We start from the raw sequence: 17,536 nt of genomic DNA on the forward strand, positions 1-17,536 counted from the left end.
AAAAAGGAGGTCTTCTATGAATCCTTGGGAAGCCACTCACCCGACGACCATCGAACAAGCCAAAGAGAAGCTCGAACAGTTCCCGGAACTCGCCCCCATCACGATCCGGACAGCTGGAACAGGCTTCGACCACACTGTCTATACCGTCAACAACCAATACGCCTTCCGCTTCCCGAGAAGAAAAATGGGATTCGAAGCCATGGAGACCGAAGCATCCGTCCTGCATGATCTGTCTTCCCATAAGCTCTCCATCCCCATACCGGAACCACGGTACCGCGGGAAAGCAGATGACGGAGACTTTCCATTCGTAGGCTTCACTTATATGAAGGGACACGTACTGACCGATGAATCCGACACGAACGCTGTTGCCCCCGATGCGCCACGTCTTGGCCGCTTCCTAAGCGAGTTGCATCAACTGAAGGTCGATGCAGCAGCCCTAGACCATCTCGATCGCCTTTCGGTTAAGAAGCGGAAACCCAAACTGAAAGAAGCCATTCATAACATTGAGCACGTCTTGTCACGGTCACTGCTGGACGAACTGAAATCCTATGTAGAACACGTACCCGATGAGGAGAACCCGGAAGGCCAGACGTTCGTCCACGGCGACCTCCATGCCAAAAATATCATCATGGACCAAGGCCGCATTTCAGGCATCATCGACTGGGGAGATGCCCACCTCGGACACCCGGCTGTCGATCTCGCGTTCGTTTATATGACCCTTCAACCTGAAGACCGGGCTGGGTTCTTTCAAGAATACGGTGACGTGGATCTCTACACGGAGAAACTCGCTCGGTTCCGCGCTCTGTTCACTTCGATCATGCTGCTTCAATTTGCGCTCGATACAAAGGATCACAACGTCCAGAAATGGGCAGAAGCCGGAATCGAAAAGGCCTTAAGGTGACCGCCTGCATGAAGCTGCTGTCGGGACATCCTCTGCCACAAAGGTTCCCATCACAGAAAGGACGATCAGCGAAAGGTTATAGGTCAGCGGACTGAACGGATGAGCAAGCGTAGAAGGATCTGCAACAATAGCCGCCACGGTCAGGAAAGGAATGGCCACGAGCTGCAGCTTGAACAGCCGCTTCCTTTTACGGTACACGAGCCAGACGAACCCGAATGCCACTTCCACGAGACCCGCCAGGAGAACGACAGACTGCGCATCGAGAAATGGGTTTTGGGCGAGAGCCTGCTCTTCAGGATGCATCGCAATCAGTTTCGGAACCAGTCCGTGGTAGATCCAGATGAACGCAAACAAAAACGTCAGCATCCAATACGTCAAGAAACGCACATACTGAGAGCGTGGCGCTTCCTTCTTTTCCAACCAACGTTTGAAGACGTCGAAGCTGAGCGCTGTGCCCCATCCGATCAGCGGGCGGAACCATGACTCCCCCCATCTCGATTCGAACTGATACTGGGTAAGAAAGGTTGTCCCTTCGTCTGTGGGGATGTATTTCCAATACCCCCGCCCTTCCTTGATCGGAGAAATCTTCTGGTCTGTTCCGAAGTGGAGAGAGGAGGTTCGCGAAGAGTCTTCAGCGTGATGGGTGCCGACGCTCTTTCCCCACCCACTCACTTTGATTCCGGGCATCACGTTCGTTTCGTACGTGAAGTGCTGTGGATCATCTTCATGCTCCTTCGGTTGATAACGGATCGAAGAGAATCGTACGTCCCACTGTTCGTGAAGGTGCGGCTCTTGTGAAGCTTCCCACACGTCTTCGATGGGAGCCTGGATATCAGCTTCTACATAGATCTGCTTACTCACTGTGAGAACTCCTTTCTCTCATTTAAAATGGATCCGTCCATTCATGCTCCAGCACGCTGAATAAAAGAGAATCGCGCCACCCGTCCTTCATGTACAAGTTCTCTCTCATTCTGCCTTCCTTCTTCATGCCGACCTTAGTCAAAATTCGCGCGGAACCCGTGTTTCCCGGGTCACATGTGGCACAAATGCGATGCAGACCCATCTCCTTAAAGCCGTACTGTAGTAAGCGATTGGCTACTTCTGTCCCTAACCCCTTCCCCCAGTAACCAGGATGTAAGATATAGGAAATGACGCCTGCCAGATTCACTGCATCATCGATATTCAGTTCTCCCGTTCCAATCACCTTCTCCTTGTACAAAATCGCAAAGGCAAATCTAGTACGGTGATCGATTTCTCGGTCTTTTATCACTTGATCGACGAACGCCTTGGAATCGTCGATCGTGTTCGGTCCCCAAGGTTGATAGGTGCAGACGATGGGCTGAGAAGCATACTCGTGCACGCTCTTCCAGTCCTCTTCCTTAAATTCTCTCCACTTCAGTTGGCTTTTGTCCCAAGTGTTTCGTTTCATTTAACCCTCTCCCAGCATTTTACGAATGATTCGGATCTGCCCGCGATGGTTGATCTCGTCTTCATAGACGTGGAACCAGATAAAATAGTGGTTCGATGGCTGTTGATCCCAAAGGCAGTCTTCAAACAGCCACCTGTCAGATTTCTGTGAGAAAACTTCCAGCGTACGGTTTCTCACCTCATCCAGCTTATGTACATAATAATCAAGCGGGTTACCCTGTATTACTTCTCTAGCTGAAGCCCCAAGGCTGTATGCAGGACCCCACTCTTTCGTTTCCTCTGCATTCGGTTTTCTACCATCGAAAAATTCGATTTGGAATCCTTTCTCGACTGCTGCAATATGTAAAAGTAGAGCTCCTATGGTGTTGCCGTCAGGTTTATGAAGCGCGTCCAGTTCTGACACAGTGAGTCCCTGAACCGCTTCAAGCGTCGTTCTCCGTACATACTCCATTTGAGATACAAGCAGGCCGATTTGTGGTTCAAACCCTTCGATCTTCTCTATTTTCATAACAAGTCCTCCCTTCCTATTTACGCTCCTCCTCATCTATTTTACATGAGCTTCCAAATCGTGACTACAAGCCGGTTGATCGGACATGGTTCGTGAAAAAAATCCACGTACCGTATAAAATAAGAATATCCCTTTGAAAAGAGAAAAAAATTGTTTCGTGACTCGATCTATTTTATGATAGAGAGCGTCTATCTTTATACGAAAGGAGGAATGAAAAGTGACAACATTCAGAATGAAACAACCTTATGTGATCCGTCGGCTGCTCGCCAGCGACCCGGGAAGGAAACGACTTCTTCAGTCAGGAAAGGCGACCTTAAGCTTGATTACATCGGTATTCTTAAGTCAGCTGATTCTGAACGCCCTGGACCAGCCCGCTCTCCTCCCGTCGATCATTTCAGGGATGGCCGGGATGATGGGGATCATGATTGTGATGGATGATACGAAAGAGAAGAAGAAAGTCACGACCGGACTGCTTGGGGTGTCCGCAGTAGGTGGTGTAACGGCAGGTTCTCTTCTCGCCTCTCAAGCTGTGCTCGTATCGATTCTTATGGTGCTCGTCATCTTCTCAAGCTTTTATTTCTCCCGGTTCGGAAGCCGGTACTTCTCTCTCGGGATGATCGGGTTTTTCACGGTTTACTTTTCATCGTTTCTCAAACTGTCCCCCGAACAGTTTCCGTGGTTTTATGTCACGATTTTCATCGGAATCGGATGTGCGTACTTATATAACTTCATACTATTCCGTGATTCCGCTCAGACGTTGAAAAGAAGTATGAATTCCTTTCACAAGCAGGCGAACCTGACTTTTCAACTGTTGATTGAAATCATCGAGGATGCTGAATATAAAGCTTCCCGTCACCGGACTCTTTTATATAACGTCAAGAAGCTGCGGGAATATGCCAACCATGTGTCAACAGACTTGAACGCCAACGACATCCGTGAAATCTGGCCCGGCTTGAGCCCACGTCAGTTAAAGCTCTATGTTTTCGACACGTCGATGCTTGTGGCCACCTTGTCTGATAACTTGACCAGACTGAAGGACGTGAACGCCTTTGAAATGAAGGAAATTCAGTCGATTCTCGTGAAACTGATCACCATTTTGCAGCAGGCTGAAGTCCTGCATTCGAACTATGAAAAAGAAGACTTGGCAAAGGCTGAACAGGTCATCTCTGTCCTGAAAAAACGGACGGACGATTATTTCGCTCATCAACGCACGCCGGAAGGATGGCACTATTTAATTCGTCGTATTGAAGCAATGGCGGATCACGTCACGGAAGGCGCCCTTGTGATTCAGTCTTCCTTATATAAGGAATCCACTTCAACCCCTGAACCGGAGGAAAAAGAAGAGGAAGAAGAAACAGCTGAAGAACAGGAAGGCATGAAGCCGACGACGAAAAAAGCAATCCAGTCGATTATTGCGGGTTCGATTGCGATTGTCGTAGGCTATCTCATCTCCCCTATCCAACCGTACTGGGTCGTCCTGACGACTTTCATTGTTCAGCTCGGCACAGAATCCGTTGGAAAAACGTATTTGAAAGGACTTGAGCGATCGATTGGAACAGTCATCGGTGCGGTGATCGGATTCGGGCTCGCCCAGCTCTTTTCCGGACAGCCGGCGATGGAAGTCATCCTGATCTTTACGTTCATCTTTCTTGCTTTTTACTTATTTACAGTTTCGTATACGATCATGAGCTTGTTTATCACCCTGCTGATTGCGTTCATGTATGACTTGATGCTCGGGGGTATCAGCTATCAACTCCTCGGCGCCCGCGTCATCGATACGATTGCCGGAGCCGCCATTGCGCTTTTGGTTTCCGCTTATATTTTCCCGACCCGTACCATGGACAAAGTCTCAGAAGCTCTCCTCGACTATTTGGACGAGCTAGATGAGTATGTGAAAGCCTATTTAAGCAGTTTTCAACAAAAAGAAGAAGTGAAGAATCTGGCCGAGTACGGTTTCACTTTGGATGAGAAACTGCAGACCATCGAAGCCGCAGCAAAGCCGATCCTGCAAGGGCCGGGTGGTAAGAAATATTCCGGACTTCCCGAGCGCGTAACGATTTTCACAGCGGTGAACTATTACGCCAAGCACCTCGTCGCTTCATCGTATCAAAAGCATGTGATTGACTCCGGTGAAATACAGGAGCTGATCGAGGACGTACAGCAAACGTTCTCCTACAACATCAAAGCCTTGAAAGAACAGATTGAACAGGGAACGACGGAGAAGGGCTTACAGGATATGAAAGAACTTCGTATTCGGATCGAGCGCATAGCCGCCCACCCTGTGGAAGGACAGGCAGATTTAATCCATCATTTATATTATCTATGGAAGATGAACGAATCGTTCCTCCTCCTCCCTGAAAACGAAAAAGAGAGCAGCCAATAACAGCTGCTCTCTTTTTTAGATCCGCGAGAATGTGCTTCGGTTGAATCATTAATCATTAAAGCAAGGGAATTTTGGCGAACGGCGGATATAAGGTTCAATCGTGGGTATTCGAACAGATATTCGTTGTAGACTCAGATTGTTGGTAGGTTCTGGATTCTCTATTATTGCAAAGTGGGGTGGAAAATGGCGAGACTCCTGTGGGAGCAGAAGGTCAGTTGAGACCCCGGAATGACCGAAGGGAATGAGGAGGCTCAACGCCGCCCACGGAAAGCGAGTTATTTTCCACCCCACGCCCCACTCTATATCATCCAGAACCTATTACTATTAGTTCTTACACACCTGCCCAGACATCTTTGGCAAAACGACCTTGTTCCTGAAGCTGATTCAGCCATTCCTCGGCTTCAGCGGCATTTTTTCCGTGAATGCTTGAGTAAGCTTCTTTCAACGTTTCTTCCACTTCAGGTGCCATACGGCTTCCGTCTCCGCAAATATAGAGATGAGCCCCTTGGTCGAGGAGTTGAATAAGCGATTCTTTGTCGTTCTTCATTAGATGCTGCACATACGTCTTCTCGTTTTCCTTTATACGGGAGAAGGCTGTATGCAGATCAACAATGCCATCTTTTTCATACTGCTCCAATTCGTTTTGGTAAATGAAATCGCAGGCGTTGCGGCACCCGAAGTATAAATGTGCTTCTCCCACGGTTCCTCCTGCTTCTTTCTCTGCCTGACGAGCCTGCAGAAATCCTCTGAAAGGCGCAACTCCTGTGCCCGGTCCGACCATAATGATCGGTGTTTCAGGATTTTCAGGAGGTTGGAAATTTGTCTCCGGCGTGCGGATGAACATGAGAATCTCCTCTCCCACTCTGCGGTCTGCCAAGTCGTTTGATGCGACACCCCGGTATTCTCCGAGTCCGCTCCAAGCCGGTCCTTCAACGACTGCAACCGTAACACTCGCTTTGTCAGGACTCACTCTAGGAGAGCTGGAAATGGAATAATACCTTGGCTTCAACGCCGGCAATAGCTCTAGAAACTTCTCGAACGGAAGGGCACATGCTTCATATTTTTCCAGTAAATCAAGCATACTCAACCGTGTGCTTAATACCTTTTCCTGATAGACGCCTTCCTCAAGCAAGCCTTCGAGCTCGATCTTATGAGGCGGGCACTCGGTGTAGGCAGCAAGCTCCCGGATTTGGGCGCGGGTCGCAGCGTTCTGGACTTCCACACTGTACGTCAGAAGGTCACGCAGGCTGACAGGTCGATCCATCGGAAGGTGAGGTGTACTTTTTCCACTGGCAGTCAAGACGACTTGATCATTCTCGTTTAGATCAAAGCGGCGAAGGATGCGCTCTACGTTTTGACGGCTGTTGGCAGGCAGTACCCCAAGGTGATCGCCTTCCTGATAGGTGATTCCTTCCGGCAGTTCGACTTCTACGTGTCTCGTGCTTCGCTCACTGTCCGCAGTTTGCAATTCTTTATTCGCTGCAATGGTTGCGTGGACGGCTTCGTACGTTCTGGCTAGTGGAGATCCACTGTTCCCCTGGACGTACTCCAAGCTTAATGTACTCTTCTCCTGTTGGACGTTTTCTTCCACTTGTAGGCCGAAGTGTTCAATGGCATCCGACCACATCGTCTTTTTCCATCGATCGAACTGCTCTTCAAAGTCTGCACTCACGTCCCCTTCGCCTCGAGATGCGAATCGGGTTGCACCTTTTCGGGACAATTGCTCGTCTATCCATCTTGGAACGTTTTGGTACGTACTTGCCCAGTTGTGGTCTCCGCATCCGAATACAGCATAGTGCACCCCTTCTAAATCCTGCGCCGCCGCTTCTTCCAGCCATTGGACGAACTGACCGGCATTGCTCGGCGGCTTTCCGTTGTAGGACGACGTCACGATGAGAACCGCTCCCTCTTTCGGAACGTTTCCGACAGAGTCGTTCAGGGCTCTGACCTGTGTCTGGATCCCGTGCATGGATGCCGTATCAGCAAGCTCTCGTGCAACGCCTTCTGCCGTTCCCATATCCGAACCGTAAAGGACGTGAAGGGGGCGATCGTTCAACCCTTCGATATTGGCTTTCTGTACGTCCTCTTTCGTGCTTTCTTCTTGATCCGCTTCCTTCACAGTTGTGAACTGGAAGCTCTGTCGCGGTTTAACTTGAATCTTGAAGTCATCCGGTTTGAAGGTCAATGTCTGCTTGATGTCGAGCTCATATTGATTGTGGTCGACAAACTCGAAATGCTTCAGCAGCATCCCGAGGACGAGTGTCGCTTCATGAAGCGCGAACTGCATCCCGATGCAGGCTCTCTGCCCATTGCCGAAAGGTTTATAAGCGTGATGAGGGACTTGATCTGTGTCTTCGAACCGTTCTGGACGAAAGGCTTCCGCATCTTCACCCCATGCGTCTTTGTCACGATGAAGCTGTGGAATCAAGACCGTCACTTTTTCCCCTTTATGGATGGCATACTTGCCTCCGATGATCGTATCCTCTTTCGGGTAAAGGCTGAAAGCAGGAGCAGTCGGCCATAGGCGGAGTGCTTCATTCAAAATCATCCGGACATATTTTAAGTTCAGCACGTCTTTATAGGACGGAATCGATCCATCAAACACCTGATCCACTTCCTCGTAAGCCTTCTCAAGCTTCTCCGGATGGTTCATAAGGAAGTATAAGGCAAAGGACAACAATCCACTTGTCGTCTCATGTCCTGCGATGAGGAATGTAATGATCTGATAGCGGATGTTCTCATCATCCAATTTTTCTCCGGTTTCTGGATCCTTTACATTTAACATGCGGGCAAGCAGATCATTGTCAATCGGGTTGTCTTCCGTTTTCCGTTCGGCAATGATCCGGTCGACAAGGCTGAACATCGACTGGATGTCATGATTGAACTGGCGTTTTGTGCGGACCATCAGTTTATCCTGCACATCAAGACGCTGCAACTGATGCATCGACTCATCAAGCGCTCGTACCATACTTGTAATGAACGGATGCGGAACATCGCGGTAGTAGCTGTTGAAACGGTAGTTGAAGCCGCATAAGCCGATCGTATCGAGCGTCAGGCGCGTCATATCCTCCGGCACATCGACTTCTTCCTTCGGGTTGAGACGTTCCCATTTTTGAACGAGCTGAGTGGCAATGTCCACCATCATGTCGTGGTAGTCCTTCATTGCACGCTGACTGAAGGTCGGCATCAAGATGTTGTGTGCCTTCTGCCAATTCTTCTCCTGGGTGTTACTTGTAAAAAGACCGTCGCCTCCGAAGGCACGCACTTTCTCGAGGGCTCCTTCGATGCTTTTATCGAAACGGGATTCATCGCATACTTCCTGTACCAATTCGTGACCTGAAACCATTACCGCTGTGCTGCTCGGGGTTTGGATTCTGTAAATGTCACCATACTCTTCCGCTAAGTCCATAAATGATAGAACCGGCTTATCTTTATTGAGAAGTGGCACGTTTCCTAGAGGACCGTACGTCTTCGGTTGTGGTATCGTCTTTGTTTCACTCATGATTCGGTCATCCCTTTCTCTTCTCTAGTCTTTCTTAATCAACTGAACGATTTTGTCGAGCTGCTGGGAGAATTCCATCACTTCCTCTTGTGAGAAATGACCTTCAAGCAGCTGATCGAGGTTTTGATAGACGACTTCTTCCGCTGTCTCCATCAATTCGGTTCCTTTGCCCGTAAGCGAGATCGACTTCTTTCTCATGTCTTCTCCCGCATTAATCGTAATCAGACCATCTTCCTGAAGTTTCTTAATCCGGTTTGAAATGGCCGTTTTGAAGACTCCTTGCGTGGTCGCAATTTTGTTTTGGGAAATGTTTGGGTTTTCCCTGATGATGCGAAGGGTCTCGAGCTGCTGCTGGGAGTAGCGGTTCAACGCTTCATGCTCCGCCAATACTTTTACAACATAGTCGTTGATGACCCACATCGCCTCTCTGAATTTAGAAAACGATTGCCGTAGCTGTTCTGACATTAGTACACCTCCTGTACTATTCTCTTACCTTAAATAGTACAGGAGGTGTACCTTTTTAACAATAGGCAAATCGGCGGATTGGGATGATTATCTTCGGTTGGGTGGTTTACCCAGTTCAAATAATGGTTATATAACTTTTGAAATCAATTCGAAGGAGGTTACTTACATGGCTGACCAAAACCAGGGTAAAAGCGGTGAAGAACGCTCTGAGGAAACGAATAAGGAATACGGCAGACAAGGAAAGTATGCCAAGGGGAACAAGAAGAACAGCGATCAGGATGATGAATAACGAAAACAAGCACCCGCTACCGGGTGCTTGTTTCCATTTATAGATTTCCTATATTGATAGTAGCTCACACAGGATTATGTTGAGGACAGACTTACCTGTTCAAAATCGAACTTTTTCCTAATAACGTCTACTACTTCCTTTGGACTCAAGTGGCTATTATTGATTTTCACATAATTCGCTGCGTCGATTTCTCCGTCTTCCGAGTTCAAGCGCAAATCATCCATAGACTGGATGAGTCTTTTCTCGGAATCTTCCACATTCCTTTTCGTCGGCTTATGTTCCAGTCTGTTCGGTGTACGGTTCCGTTCAAGCCTTGCGTCCAGATCAGCCTCAAGCTCGACGTAGTACACTTCAGCACCTTCAGATTCAAAGATGGAACGAATTTTCTCTACCATGTCCCAGTCCTCCTGCTTATTGAAGACCCAGACGAAGGTAAAGATCATCCCTTCCTGAGCAGTTTTGGAGTACGCACGGAACACCTCTTCCCGCATCTTATCTGAAATCTTCCACATGTCCTCACTGAACCCGAAGAAAGGCTCAAGCATCTCGATCGTCATATGGTTGTGGAACAGCTTCAGCCCCGTTTCCTTCTCAAGCTCCTGTCCGACCGTCATTTTCCCCACGGCCTGCGGACCGAATAGTAATACCAGTTTCATAATCTTCTCATCCTCACAATCTCACCTATGTTGTCAGGACCAATACTCCGATTGATGATAAAGCAGTACTGGTCCCTGGTCTTTGTCATTTTCTCAATGCTTTCAATACAGCCGTTTCACGCTCCAACCAACTAATCTCTAGATTTTGAGCCTGTTCATTCATCTCGATTGCTTCCTCGATAGTAAGCCAAACCGGTTTGAAAGAGAGGTCTGTTTCGTATCGGTCCAGCTGCTGACATGTCCGGACGTCCGTATGGATATTGCACCAGTAGTAGTGAGAGGTCATTTGAAAGGATTGATTTTGATTAAATTCGTCTTCTTTCACCTCTACTACCACTCCTGCCTTTTGAAGCACTTCGCTCCTTATGTAACCCGTCTCTTCAATTATTTCTCTCAATAGGGTATCTGTGTGAGACTCCGATGCTTCTACCCCTCCGCCCGGAAACTTGACATCTCCGTCCTTAGTCTGGATAAGCAGAACCTTTTCCCCCTTGATGGAGACAGCCCTTACCGCTTCCCTTAACACAGTGTACGTGCAGCTGGGCAACGCCTCCTGCTTGAGCTCAATGTCAAATTTCATGGCTAAAACTCCCTCAAGAAAGGTTGTGATTCTTCACTCAAACACAGCTCAATCCTTTCCTTGAAATTGCCAAGGGTCACCATTTCCATGGCCTCACGTAAAGGGAAAAAACCGACTTCAAGACTTTCTGCTGTCGTCGTCATTTCTCCCCCGACTGCCTTAGCCAGAAAGAGCGTATTGCATATGGAAGCCTCCACATTCTGAAATACCCCGCAAAATTGAACAATTTCAATTTCGACGCCGGACTCTTCCTTCGTCTCTCTGATTGCGGCATCCGTCAGCGACTCCCCTTCCTCCACTTGACCACCCGGCATCTCCCAGCCACGTCTAGGTCCTTTGATCAACAGAAGTTCCTGTCGGTCATTCAGAACAATGGCTGCAGCGGAGAGTCTATGCTTCGGTGGTGTATAAACCTCTGACATCATTCCCCCTCCTTATGGGCGAGAACCTTCTCACGTTCCGTTGTAATCGATAATAGTTCGGATAATGCGCTTATGACGTAATCCGCTTGTGCGAGTTCTTCTTCCTTGGCAAAATCAAACCGGCAGCCTACAGCTGTCAGTTCGTTCCGCTTCGCTGCTTTGATATCGGAAAGACGGTCCCCCACAACGAAGCCTTCTTGAATCTCATATTTCTCTACAATTCCTTTTACCAAATCTGCTTTGTCCAAGGAGTCGATCTGCTCAATACTGAACGTTTCCGTGACCCATTCGTCCAACCTGTAAAAATTGACGATGGCTTGTAAATACTTCGTCAGTCCGTTACTTGCTATGTAAATGGAATACCCTTGCTCCTTCAAGCTTCGGAGCGCCTTCTTGACTTCAGGATATAACGAACCCCTGCCTTCTGAAATGTTGGCTGTTAGACGGTCGAGAAAATAACGATCGACTTCCTCCCTAGTCTTCTCATCATGATTCGGTAATAACGTGGCCCACACCTCCGGAAGGGGTACCCCCATAATGTCACGGTATTCCTCTATCGGCGTGCCCTTGTTCCACTCCCCTTTGAGACGGAGATCTTGAAACGCATCTTCAAGAGCGAGTTCTAATATTTTTTCCGTTTGAAATAATGTTCCATCCATATCGAATATGACAGCTTTGTTCATGGGTCCACCTCTCCTTATGAAATTGATTGCTTCTGATTCACCTTTTTAGGTCGCAGCCACTCATCAATAGCCCAGAAGGCGATGGCTGCGAGGGTTGCAAAAATCAGCGTACCATTGACGACTTCCCCCCATACGTGATGATCCATCGGAGCGATGAAGCCGAACAAAAATCCCGCAGCAATGTGAATCAAAAATGCTGCTGTTCTTCTGTATCGCTTGAAGAACTTTCCGCTGACAAGGTCAGATAGAAGTGTCATTGGAACGCCGTACAGAATGACAATCGGGGAAAGCCACAGTGCAAATGTAAAGGACATCGCGAGTACTTCAAGCGGCATGCTCCATTCCCCGAAGAACATCGCAAAGATGATTAACAGTGATAGGGGTGTGGCGATAATCGTCGTCAGGATCTTTCGTTTCAACATCATTTCACCTCCTGGTTACCGTCCTCCCTTCCGACTTGTTTTTTTAGCGAACATGTATTTCAGTCCATAATAAACAACCCAGAATAAGGCAAGTACGGCGAAGGAATAATAGCGGTGTTCCTGAGGCAGTAGAAAATAGCAGAGTAATGCCATCATAAGAAAAGGCGGCATAAGCATCCAATACAATTTATCTTGACCCAAAACATACGCTCCTTCTTTTTTTATTTCTCTTTATTAGCTTCTCTATTTCTCATGTAAAACCCTCTTTATCCTTCATTCAGCCAGTCGTAATAGACCGTATCCTCATCCTCCAGCACTTCCTGGTGGACACATTTTTTAAAGGCCACAATCATCCCGCCATACAGGTAGGAAGGAAAACTTGCCTTCACCTTGCCGTTTTTAAAAACATAGATCGCTTGCTTGAACGTTTCCTGGATTTGCGGGAGATAGGCTTCGAGCGGCTGTGTCAGATTCACTTTTCGATAGGCAGTTACAATCGTTCTCCAGACACGCTCCACTTCCTGCAACGGGAAGAACGAGTGCGCGAGGTTTGCAAAAGAAGATGGAATGAAAGACGGGAGGTAAGAGGCGTCCATAGATACAGTCTTACTATGGTCTTCGTTTACTCTTGGTTTATGCTTAGTTTCCGGTTCCGAATTCAGGCTTCCGGCGTTGATGCTGGTAGGTTGAGTGGACTTTGTTGGGGTGTCAGGAAGGGTATCAACTGGGGTGTCATCAACGAGCGAAAGAAGGTCATCCTGTGGCAGGATGATTAAGAGATTTGCTCCCTGCTTTCCATTCGGCTTGCACGTTTTCAAACGCTGCAACAGGCGGGTTTCAACGAGTCGGTTGATCGTGCGGATGACGGTGCTTCTGCTGACTCCTGTGTTTTTCATGATCGTATCGACTTTCGCAAACGAGACGCCGGGGAATTTGACAGAATGACGCCAAACCGATGTAAGAACGGCAATATTTCCTTCCGACAGTTTTGCTTTATGTTTTTTCAAATAAGAGCGGACGTGAAGGTCCATCTCCTTAACGGACTGAAAAGACTGATAAGCTTGAATAGTAGATAAATCCATGACAGGCACCTCGATTATCTTCTTTATATCTATAATCGAAGCGAGTCGAATTTTGGTGTCGCTCTTTTGAAAAAAGTTTTCCCACCATATGATGTCAGGCGTCTCCTCCGCCTCCACCGACATGGCTGCCTCCATGTACATATTCCTTCGCTTTCGCCCGTTCATAGCCCTCTTCATTAGTCTTTTCCACTTCCATCTGCCTGATCGGGGGCTCATGCTTCTTGTTGGCTTCCTTTACCTTAGCGTAAATAACGACACCGACTGCCGCGCTGATTCCTATAATCGGCCAGATCATGCTGTCACCTCCTTTTCCACCAGAAAAAAAGATAAATGGCGATCACGATAAAAATGAGGACCCACCCATAGAAAAGGGGGTCTCCAAGTATAAAGTAACGGTCTTCGTAAGCATAATCCGTCGTCAAACGTTTCATATCCACACCCCATCTGATTTCCGGATCACCACCACTCTAATACCTGATCTATGTCAACACTCATGTTCCCATCCCTCAGTTCGGCTAGCGGGTGTCCTGAGGAGATCAACAGCTTTTCATCGCGCAGGAAGGCTTTTTCTTGAACCGTGTACGTTTCTCCATCTTCTTCAACGTGCAAAAGTACGTGATGCCAAAAAGAATGTCCATCCTCGTATTCAATCTCGGTAATCTCATAGTCTTTGATCTGAAAATCTAAATCCTTACGAGCATCTATTTTTTCCTTATAGAATGCTTCCGCCTCTTGATCAGGTCGTGAAGTGTCCACACGTTTACCGTCAGACACGTCGTATAATTGAAGTTGTTCAAATGCCTTGTCGTAGTCTTCCTCGACGAGACCTTGATAGTAATCATGAATCAATGCTTCAGCCTTCCGCTCTTCCTTCTGCTGAGCCAATACACCGCACCCTGCTAAAACTGCGATGAGGAGTACCGCTACTATCGACTTTTTATACAAAAGATCCACACCATCCATTTACAGCATTTTGTATAATATCCATTATCAGTGTAGCACAAATGAGTGGGCACTTTAACCTCTCTATACAAAAAGAGCGCCGGTCGGTTCAGACCAGCGCTCTTGCTCATACATATTATTCAACGGAGAAAATGTAAGAATAAATCGGTTGTCCACCCTGGTGGATCTCAACCTCTAAATCTTCGAACGTTTCCTCGATATATTCTTCTAATTCAGCGACTTCTTTTTCCTCAACATCCTCACCGACGAGAATCGTGATGATTTCGTCCTCATCTTCGTCGATCAGCTGGTTCAGAAGCGTCTTCGCTGCTGTGAACTTATCTTTATCGGTAGCAGAAATCTTGCCTTCTGCGATGCCCATATAGTGACCTTTTTTAATCGTCATTCCTTCAATCTGCGTATCCCGAACGGCATACGTAATTTGACCAGTCTTCACTTCAGACATAAGACTTGTCATTTCGTCCGTATTCGTTTCGAGATCCGCTTCAGGGTTGAAGCCGAGCATTGCGCTCATGCCTTGTGGAATCGTCTTCGTCTTCACGACTGATACCGGAATTTCAGCAAGCTCTGCTGCTTGATCCGCTGCCATGATGATGTTCTTGTTGTTCGGTAAAATAATGACGTTCTCAGCATGCGCTTCTTTAATCGCTTCTGAAAGGTCCTGCGTACTTGGGTTCATCGTCTGACCACCTTGAATGACGACGTTCGCTCCGAGGCTTTCAAAGAGCTTCTTGATTCCGTCACCCATAGCAACCGTTACGATCCCGTAAGGAGCCTTCTTCTCAGACTTTTTCTTCTTTTTCTTGTCTCCTACGATCGACGTATGCTGTTCACGCATATTCTCAATCTTCATGTTGATCAGACTACCGAACTGCTGCCCGAGTGTCAGCGCTTCCCCCGGGTTCTCAGCGTGAACGTGAACTTTGACCAGCTCTTCATCCGAAACGACCAATAGGGAGTCACCCAGCTTGCTTAACTGATCGCGGAACGCCTCATCTGTATAAGGATTCTGCTCTAGTTTGTCCTCCTCGAACTTAACCATGAATTCAGTACAGTAACCGAACTCGATATCTTCTGTGTTCATGAAGTCCTGAGCAAGCTTGTGGTGCTCGGCATTGACCATGTCATCCATGGAAACCGCATCTTCCACGTCAGGAAGCTCTTCTCCCTTCAGATTAGCAAGGAACCCTTCATAAATCGTAAGGAGACCCTGCCCTCCACTGTCGACGACTCCGACTTCTTTCAGGACAGGTAGTAATTCCGGTGTGCGCTTCAAGGATTTCTTCGCTGCATCGACGACCGCTTCCATGAAGTCAATGACGTCCTCATGCTGCTCCGCAAGCTCTACAGATGCTTCAGCAGAGTCCTTTGCAACCGTTAGAATCGTACCTTCAACAGGCTTCATGACAGCTTTATATGCCGTCGTCACACCGCCTTGAAGACCATCAGACAAGTCTTTCGTGGTAAGCGTCTCTTTGTCTTCAATCGCTTTTCCAAACCCGCGGAAAATTTGAGACAAGATGACACCGGAGTTTCCTCGGGCACCCATAAGAAGCCCTTTAGATAGTGCCTGGGCCACCACTCCGGCATGGTTCTCCTTTACCGATTTCACTTCCTCTGCTCCGGAAGTCATCGATAGATTCATATTGGTTCCGGTATCACCATCTGGAACCGGGAATACGTTCAGAGCATCGATCATCTGCGAGTTCCTCGTCAGGTGATGCGCTCCCTGTAAGATCATTTCGGCTAACTGTTTGCCGTCAATAGTTTGTAACGTCACGCTTACTTCCTCCTTTGACTACAACAAAGACCTATTCGCTCGTCACGCGAACCCCTTGAATGTAAATATTCACAGAGTCCACCGACAAGCCTACCGTTTTACTAAGTGTGTATTTAACTTGAGATTGTACGTTGTGTGCAACTTCTGAAATTTTTGTTCCGTAGCTTACGATGATATACATATCTATATGAAGGTGATCTTCTTCCTGTCTGACAACGACGCCTTTTGAAAAATTCTCTTTTCTCAGCATTTCTGTCAGGCCGTCACGAATCTGGCTCTTGGACGCCATACCTACAATGCCGTAGCACTCAACGGCTGCTCCACCTGCAATAGTAGAAATCACTTCGTTCGTAATGGTAATATGACCATTTTGGTTATACAAATCAACGGACATGGGGAATCCTCCTTTTTAACTCCAACTACTTTTACTCATTATAACACAAATTACCTTATACGAGCTTACATGAGGGAGCTCGACTTATGCATAATTCCCCTTCTATACTTTGTAACAAATCTCTCTGTCTGTCAAGAAAAAGTTCTTTATATAATTACAGCTCACTTATTGCATGGCTATTGGGGATATGATATAGTAACGTAGTATCTGATGATTTATGTATGTAACAGGAGGGATTTTTAATGGCACGCAGTGTAATTTCGGGCAAAGGTACCCGTTCAGGTAACCACCGTTCACACGCAATGAACGCTAATAAACGTCAATTCAAAGCTAACCTACAAAAAGTACGCATCATGGTTGACGGTAAGCCTCAAAAAGCTTATGTAACAGCTCGCGAGCTTAAGTCTGGTAAAGTTCAACGCGTATAATTTAAATAAGCGTCAAAAAAAGCACCCCGAAACGGGTGCTTTTTTTGTATGTATTCTTCCTCTCCCATAACCCCGTCCTCACCCACACCCACACGAGAAGAGACACCCCCTCCCCCTACTCAAAGCTTAAGTGAGAGGCAGAACTGTCACAATCATTTCCCAGAAGCCGCATCATAACAATTCTCTCAAAACGCACCTTCGCTAATAGATGCTGTCCTGATGTCATAGGGTTCTGTATCCACTGCTATCGCAAAGTGGGGTGGAAAATGGCGAGACTCCTGTGGGATACAGGTACAGCGTGAGACCCCGGAAGGCGTAAGCCTGAGGAGGCTCACGGTACCCCACGGAAAGCGAGCTATTTTCCACCCCACTTTAAACTCTCCATTTCATACAGAACCGTTCGACAAACAATAAAAAGCACCCTGATACGGGTGCTTTTCTGTGCCTCTTTTCAGCGGGGCGTCCAAGCGTATGCCGCTTGTCTAACCGGAAATAGACAATGAATCCGGCATCCGCTCGCCTGGTAAGAGATCAACCGGTCTTAATCTTTTTTAAAAGTACTCATGACTGCGCGCACTATACCCCCGAGAAACCGCGGGAGTTTGATCGTATAGAATTTCAAAGAGCCCCCTCCTCCTATAACAAGCTAA

At 47.5% G+C, this 17,536-nt stretch carries 21 protein-coding genes; 4 read left to right on the forward strand and 17 right to left on the reverse strand.

Going from position 1 to position 17,536, the window contains the following annotated elements:
* Positions 1-16 precede the first annotated feature (16 nt).
* Complete coding sequence (locus LCM20_RS01330) at positions 17-901, forward strand: phosphotransferase (RefSeq protein ID WP_225193623.1); 885 nt, start codon at positions 17-19, stop codon at positions 899-901.
* Here LCM20_RS01330 and LCM20_RS01335 read toward each other — a convergent pair.
* The 3 genes from LCM20_RS01335 to LCM20_RS01345 are packed head-to-tail and all read right to left on the reverse strand — an operon-like array spanning position 893 to position 2,837.
* Complete coding sequence (locus LCM20_RS01335) at positions 893-1,762, reverse strand: DoxX-like family protein (RefSeq protein ID WP_225193624.1); 870 nt, start codon at positions 1,760-1,762, stop codon at positions 893-895. The two genes, LCM20_RS01330 and LCM20_RS01335, sit on opposite strands and share 9 nt — an antisense overlap.
* A gap of 22 nt (positions 1,763-1,784) precedes the next feature.
* On the reverse strand, positions 1,785-2,330 hold the full coding sequence (locus tag LCM20_RS01340; protein ID WP_225193625.1) for a GNAT family N-acetyltransferase: 546 nt from the start codon (positions 2,328-2,330) through the stop codon (positions 1,785-1,787).
* Positions 2,331-2,837: a DinB family protein gene (locus LCM20_RS01345; RefSeq protein ID WP_225193626.1), complete on the reverse strand. Its 507-nt coding sequence runs from the start codon at positions 2,835-2,837 to the stop codon at positions 2,331-2,333.
* Positions 2,838-3,054: 217 nt separating this feature from the next.
* On the opposite strand from LCM20_RS01345, the gene LCM20_RS01350 reads away from it, so the two are divergent.
* Positions 3,055-5,220, forward strand: a complete 2,166-nt coding sequence (locus LCM20_RS01350; protein ID WP_225193627.1) for an FUSC family protein — start codon at positions 3,055-3,057, stop codon at positions 5,218-5,220.
* A gap of 331 nt (positions 5,221-5,551) precedes the next feature.
* On the opposite strand, the gene LCM20_RS01355 is transcribed toward LCM20_RS01350, so the two are convergent.
* Together LCM20_RS01355 and LCM20_RS01360 are read right to left on the reverse strand one after the other, a co-directional pair.
* Complete coding sequence (locus tag LCM20_RS01355; RefSeq protein ID WP_225193628.1) at positions 5,552-8,722, reverse strand: bifunctional cytochrome P450/NADPH--P450 reductase; 3,171 nt, start codon at positions 8,720-8,722, stop codon at positions 5,552-5,554.
* A gap of 24 nt (positions 8,723-8,746) precedes the next feature.
* Positions 8,747-9,187 (reverse strand): MarR family winged helix-turn-helix transcriptional regulator, encoded by a 441-nt coding sequence (locus tag LCM20_RS01360; RefSeq protein WP_225193629.1) that lies wholly within the window; start codon positions 9,185-9,187, stop codon positions 8,747-8,749.
* Positions 9,188-9,353: 166 nt separating this feature from the next.
* On the opposite strand from LCM20_RS01360, the gene LCM20_RS19995 reads away from it, so the two are divergent.
* Complete coding sequence (locus LCM20_RS19995; protein WP_263621890.1) at positions 9,354-9,476, forward strand: hypothetical protein; 123 nt, start codon at positions 9,354-9,356, stop codon at positions 9,474-9,476.
* Between the two features lie 74 nt (positions 9,477-9,550).
* On the opposite strand, the gene LCM20_RS01365 is transcribed toward LCM20_RS19995, so the two are convergent.
* The 11 genes from LCM20_RS01365 to LCM20_RS01415 form a co-directional block, all read right to left on the reverse strand.
* Complete coding sequence (locus tag LCM20_RS01365) at positions 9,551-10,132, reverse strand: AAA family ATPase (protein ID WP_225193630.1); 582 nt, start codon at positions 10,130-10,132, stop codon at positions 9,551-9,553.
* Between the two features lie 85 nt (positions 10,133-10,217).
* Positions 10,218-10,712 carry an NUDIX domain-containing protein gene (locus tag LCM20_RS01370; RefSeq protein WP_225193631.1) on the reverse strand — a complete coding sequence of 165 codons (495 nt, stop codon included), beginning with the start codon at positions 10,710-10,712 and terminating at the stop codon, positions 10,218-10,220.
* A 2-nt stretch (positions 10,713-10,714) separates the two neighbouring features.
* Positions 10,715-11,134, reverse strand: coding sequence for an NUDIX hydrolase (locus LCM20_RS01375; RefSeq protein WP_225193632.1), 420 nt, complete (start codon positions 11,132-11,134; stop codon positions 10,715-10,717).
* Entirely contained in the window at positions 11,134-11,817 is a 684-nt protein-coding gene (locus tag LCM20_RS01380; RefSeq protein ID WP_225193633.1) for an HAD family hydrolase, read from the reverse strand. The genes LCM20_RS01375 and LCM20_RS01380 overlap by 1 nt, the downstream gene beginning before the upstream one ends.
* A gap of 14 nt (positions 11,818-11,831) precedes the next feature.
* Positions 11,832-12,239, reverse strand: coding sequence for a hypothetical protein (locus tag LCM20_RS01385; protein WP_225193634.1), 408 nt, complete (start codon positions 12,237-12,239; stop codon positions 11,832-11,834).
* A 15-nt stretch (positions 12,240-12,254) separates the two neighbouring features.
* Positions 12,255-12,440 (reverse strand): hypothetical protein, encoded by a 186-nt coding sequence (locus LCM20_RS01390; RefSeq protein ID WP_225193635.1) that lies wholly within the window; start codon positions 12,438-12,440, stop codon positions 12,255-12,257.
* A gap of 65 nt (positions 12,441-12,505) precedes the next feature.
* A complete protein-coding gene (locus tag LCM20_RS01395) occupies positions 12,506-13,456 on the reverse strand; it encodes a helix-turn-helix domain-containing protein (RefSeq protein WP_225193636.1) in 951 nt (316 codons plus the stop codon).
* Entirely contained in the window at positions 13,416-13,616 is a 201-nt protein-coding gene (locus tag LCM20_RS01400) for a hypothetical protein (RefSeq protein WP_225193637.1), read from the reverse strand. The genes LCM20_RS01395 and LCM20_RS01400 overlap by 41 nt, the downstream gene beginning before the upstream one ends.
* Positions 13,617-13,777: 161 nt before the next feature.
* Complete coding sequence (locus LCM20_RS01405) at positions 13,778-14,206, reverse strand: hypothetical protein (protein ID WP_225193638.1); 429 nt, start codon at positions 14,204-14,206, stop codon at positions 13,778-13,780.
* Positions 14,207-14,399: 193 nt separating this feature from the next.
* Entirely contained in the window at positions 14,400-16,064 is a 1,665-nt protein-coding gene (locus tag LCM20_RS01410) for a DAK2 domain-containing protein (RefSeq protein WP_225193639.1), read from the reverse strand.
* 31 nt (positions 16,065-16,095) lie between these two features.
* Entirely contained in the window at positions 16,096-16,458 is a 363-nt protein-coding gene (locus tag LCM20_RS01415) for an Asp23/Gls24 family envelope stress response protein (protein WP_225193640.1), read from the reverse strand.
* A gap of 242 nt (positions 16,459-16,700) precedes the next feature.
* Between LCM20_RS01415 and rpmB the strand changes: the two genes are divergently transcribed.
* The gene (gene rpmB, locus LCM20_RS01420) at positions 16,701-16,886 is read left to right on the forward strand and encodes a 50S ribosomal protein L28 (RefSeq protein WP_225193641.1); all 186 of its coding nucleotides are present in this window, start codon (positions 16,701-16,703) and stop codon (positions 16,884-16,886) included.
* 541 nt (positions 16,887-17,427) lie between these two features.
* Here the strand turns inward: rpmB and spoVM are convergent.
* Complete coding sequence (gene spoVM / locus LCM20_RS01425; RefSeq protein WP_225194178.1) at positions 17,428-17,508, reverse strand: stage V sporulation protein SpoVM; 81 nt, start codon at positions 17,506-17,508, stop codon at positions 17,428-17,430.
* Between the last annotated feature and the right edge of the window lie 28 nt (positions 17,509-17,536).

The sequence above is a fragment of the Halobacillus litoralis genome, from assembly GCF_020171725.1.
In the GTDB taxonomy this organism is placed as follows: Bacteria; Bacillota; Bacilli; order Bacillales; family Halobacillaceae; genus Halobacillus; species Halobacillus litoralis_F.